2 protein-coding genes are annotated in these 3,738 nt (G+C 64.4%); both read right to left on the bottom strand.

Annotated features, from left to right (window positions below; translation table 11 throughout):
- Window positions 1–230: 230 nt before the first annotated feature.
- Window positions 231–2,561 (bottom strand): ferrous iron transport protein B, encoded by a 2,331-nt coding sequence (feoB, locus tag QZZ60_RS10910; protein ID WP_295641328.1) that lies wholly within the window; start codon window positions 2,559–2,561, stop codon window positions 231–233.
- Complete coding sequence (locus QZZ60_RS10905; RefSeq protein ID WP_295641327.1) at window positions 2,558–2,791, bottom strand: FeoA family protein; 234 nt, start codon at window positions 2,789–2,791, stop codon at window positions 2,558–2,560. The genes feoB and QZZ60_RS10905 overlap by 4 nt, the downstream gene beginning before the upstream one ends.
- Window positions 2,792–3,738: the final 947 nt, after the last annotated feature.

The raw sequence follows: 3,738 nt of genomic DNA, 5'->3' as shown, positions 1-3,738 counted from the left end.
GGGGGTGGAGGGGGAGGAGGGAGGGGGGGGAGGGGTGGGAGGGAAAGGGGGGGCTGAGGAATAGGGGAAGAGCATTGCGGAGCGTTGCAGAGCGCCGCTGAAAGGATGCAGAGAACGCGCGCCGCGTTTGCGGAGAAGTTGCGGAGAAGAAGGGACGCTCCGGCGTGCCGGGGCGTCCCTTCGGAATGAGGCCGCGGGAAAGAGGGCGGCCGCGGAGAAAGTGCGGGGGATCAGCCCCAGATCATGCGGCCGACAAGCGTTCCACCCCAGGCCACAAGGTAGGCCACGGCGGTGTTGAAGACCATGCTGAAGAAGAGCCACCGCCAGCCGCCGGCTTCGTTCTTGAGCACCACGAGGGTGACGAAGCAGGGTGAATAGATGAGCACGAAGAGCATGAGCGAGAGCGCCACGGTCTTGGACCAGCCGGGATCGGCGGCCAGCCTTGCGGACAGGGAATCCGGTTCGTCGGGGTCGGTCTCGCCTATGGAATAGGCCGTTCCCATGGTGGAGAGAATGGCTTCCTTGGCGGCCACGCCGGAAATGAGGGCCACGTCGGTGCGCCAGTCGAAGCCGAGGGGGCGGAACAGCGGTTCCACGAACTGGCCTATGCGGCCGCCCCAGGTGTTGCGCACGGTTTCGGAGGCAAGGGCGTTTTCTTCGTCGGCCTTCGCGTTTTCGAGTTCCTCCTTCTGCTGCGTCAGCGAGGCGAGCATGGTCTGCATGGCGGCGTCGGCGGAGCCTTCGCCTTCAAGCTGGGCCTTCAGGGTTTCGATTGCTTCATCGAGGGGAGCAAGCCGTTCGTCGAGCGCGGCGATTTTCGCCTCAAAGGGCGCGGACTGCTCTTCGGTGAGCGCCGGGAAGGTGAGCGCGGCCCAGAGTATGACGGATATGGCCAGAATGACGGTGCCCGCCTTTTTGATGTACATCCAGCCGCGTTCCCAGGTGTGCGTGAGAATGCTGCGCAGCGTGGGCAGGCGGTAGGGCGGCAGTTCCATGACGAAGGGCGTGGAGGCGCCGCGGAACACGGTCTTTCTCAGAAGCAGGGAGACGAGCAGGGCCACGGCCCAGCCGCACAGGGTGATGGCGAACATGATGCCCGCCTGATTGTCGGCAAAGAAGGCCGCCGTGAGCATGAGGAACACGGGAATCTTCGCGCCGCAGGTCATGAGCGGCAGGGTCATCATGGTGGCCATGCGTTCCTTTTCGCTGCGCATGGTGCGCGTGGCCATGACGCCGGGAATGGCGCAGCCGCCCGCAATGCCGCCCGCAATGATGAAGGGCATCACCGAGGAGCCGTGCAGTCCGAAGGCCCGCATGACGCGGTCGAGCATGTAGGCCATGCGCGCCATGTAGCCGCTGTCTTCAAGAAACGACACGATGAGGAACATGATGAGAATGAGCGGCACGAAGCTGAGCACGCCGCCCACGCCGCCTATGATGCCGTCCACCACCAGCGACTGCACGAGCCCTTCGGGAAGCACGCCGGTCATCATTTCGCCGAGCCAGCCGAAGAAGTCTTCCACCCAGCCCTGCGGATACGCGCCCACGATGAACGTGGTCCAGAACATGAAATACACCACGGCAAGCATGATCACCGGCCCAAGAATGGTGTTGGTGAGCACCTTGTCGAGCTTGTCGGTAAAGGCAAGACGGTCTTTGGAGCTGCTTTTGCGCACCACGCCGCCCCGGAGCGCGCTGTTGATGAAGCCGTAGCGGTAGTCGGAAATGACGGCGTCGGGCGTGGTTTCCAGCGTGGAGGCAAGGTGCTCGGCAAGCGCGCTGCGCACGGCCTCAAGTTCCCTTGCGGTTTCGGCGTCCGCGCCTTCCGTCTGGGCGCGCAGCACCTCGTCGCCTTCGAGCAGCTTCAGCGCCGTCCAGCGCGCGGGATAGCGGGAGGTGAGGAGCTTTTTTTCCTCAATGAGCCTTGTCATGCGCAAAAGCGCGGGGTCGACGTCCGGCCCGTAGCTTATGACGAGCGGTTCGGAAGGCTTCTTTGCTTCTTCCAGCGCCAGGGCAAGCGCCTTGTCGAGACCTTCGCCCGAGCGCGCCACCGTGGGCACGGCACGCACGCCGAAACGTTCGGAAAGTCTGTCGAGATCGATGGTCATGCCCGCCCTGCGCGCTTCGTCCATCATGTTGCAGGCGAGCACCACGCTCTGACCGAGCTCGCGTATCTGCACGGCCAGAAAAAGACCGCGTTCCAGCGTGGCGGAGTCGATGACGTCGATGACCGCGCGCGGCCGCTCCGCGGCATTCTCCGGCGCCAGCACGTCGCGCACCACCCGTTCTTCCATGGAGTAGGGGGTAAGCGAATAGGTGCCGGGCAGATCCACGAGCAGCACCTTCTGCCCGCCGGAGCTCGTCCAGCCTTCCTTTTTTTCCACGGTCACGCCGGGGTAGTTGCCCACGTGCTGATGCGCCCCCGTCCAGGCGTTGAACGCCGTGGTCTTGCCGCAGTTGGGATTGCCCGCAAGCGCGATGCGCACGCCGTTCTTTCTTTCCTCTTCCGTAAGGGCGGCTTCTCCGGCGATGCCGCGCTTTTCACACATGGGACAGCTCATTTGACCTCCACGTCGACATAGTCGGCTTCGCTGTTGCGCAGCGCGATGGTGGAACCTTCGATGCGCAGGGCCACGGGATCGCGCAGAGGAGCCCTGCCGACCACCTGCACCGACATGCCGGGGACCAGTCCCATGTCGCGGATGCGTCGTCCGAGTTCTCCGTGAGCGGTGATTTTGACGATGCTCGCTTCCCGTCCCGGGGCGAGCTGGCGGAGATTCATCTGTGACATGGGGTCCTCCTGATAAAAATGAAATTCTTTTTCAATTATTGCGAAAAAAAAATGAACGTTGAAAAGGCCGAATGCCGAGAGTCCGCTCGAAGACGGCGACTGTCACGCATGACATCTCGTTCCCATGACGGACAGACTGAAACTAATGGAAGTGAAAACCATTGTCAACTTAAAACGCAAAAAAGACGGAAGGCGGGCGCGGAGCGGAGAAGCGAGGGGAGCCGGAGGCAAGGGGGCGCCGGGCCGAAGGCAAGGGCGGGCAGAAAGGAAGCCCGGCCGGAAGGCAGGCAAGGGGGCGCCGGGGAGAAGAAAGGCCGGGCAAGGGCGAGCAGAAAGGAAGCCCGGCCGGAAGGCAGGGAAGGGACGCCGGAGCGCAGGCGGGGAGCATCGGGGAAGGGAGCAGAGAAGACGTCGAGGGACGCCGCGGGGGCGCTGTCCTCGGTCTCGCCGGGGAAAATGACGGCGCGGCTGCGTCATGCGCAGGGCGCGTTGCGCCGACGGCGGCCGTATCCCGGGGCTCTGATTCGCCCTGCCTTTCCGCCGCGGGCAAAAAGGGGGACGCATCTCTCTTTTCAGCGCCGGAAGCTGGGGGCTTCCTTGTTGCCGCTTTTCTCCGTGCCTCAAAAAGGCCCGGGGACGCACGGACGGGCCTTTGCCTGCCAAGGGCCGATGGGCTCACCGCGCCGGGAGATCGCTGCCCGCAAAGGACAACGGTCTCTCTGGCCTGCGACTGGATGCCGGGCCGTGGGCGGCCTTTTGCGCCGGAGAAGGGCAGCCTTCGAGCTGCCCGGCCGCGTCCGCTCACCGGTCGTCATGTTCTTCCGGCGTCAAGCGGGGCGGGCGTCGTGCAGGCCTTGCGACCGCACGGCGTGTTTCAGGAGAACGGCGACGGCCATGCAACGGCGTCACCCCGGCGGAGAAAAATTCTCCCCGGCGCGTCCGCTCCC

It is taken from the genome of uncultured Mailhella sp. (assembly GCF_905187505.1).
Classification (GTDB): domain Bacteria; phylum Desulfobacterota; class Desulfovibrionia; order Desulfovibrionales; family Desulfovibrionaceae; genus Mailhella.
Note: the sequence above shows the minus strand (reverse complement) of the source record. Positions and strands in the feature narration are given on the sequence as shown.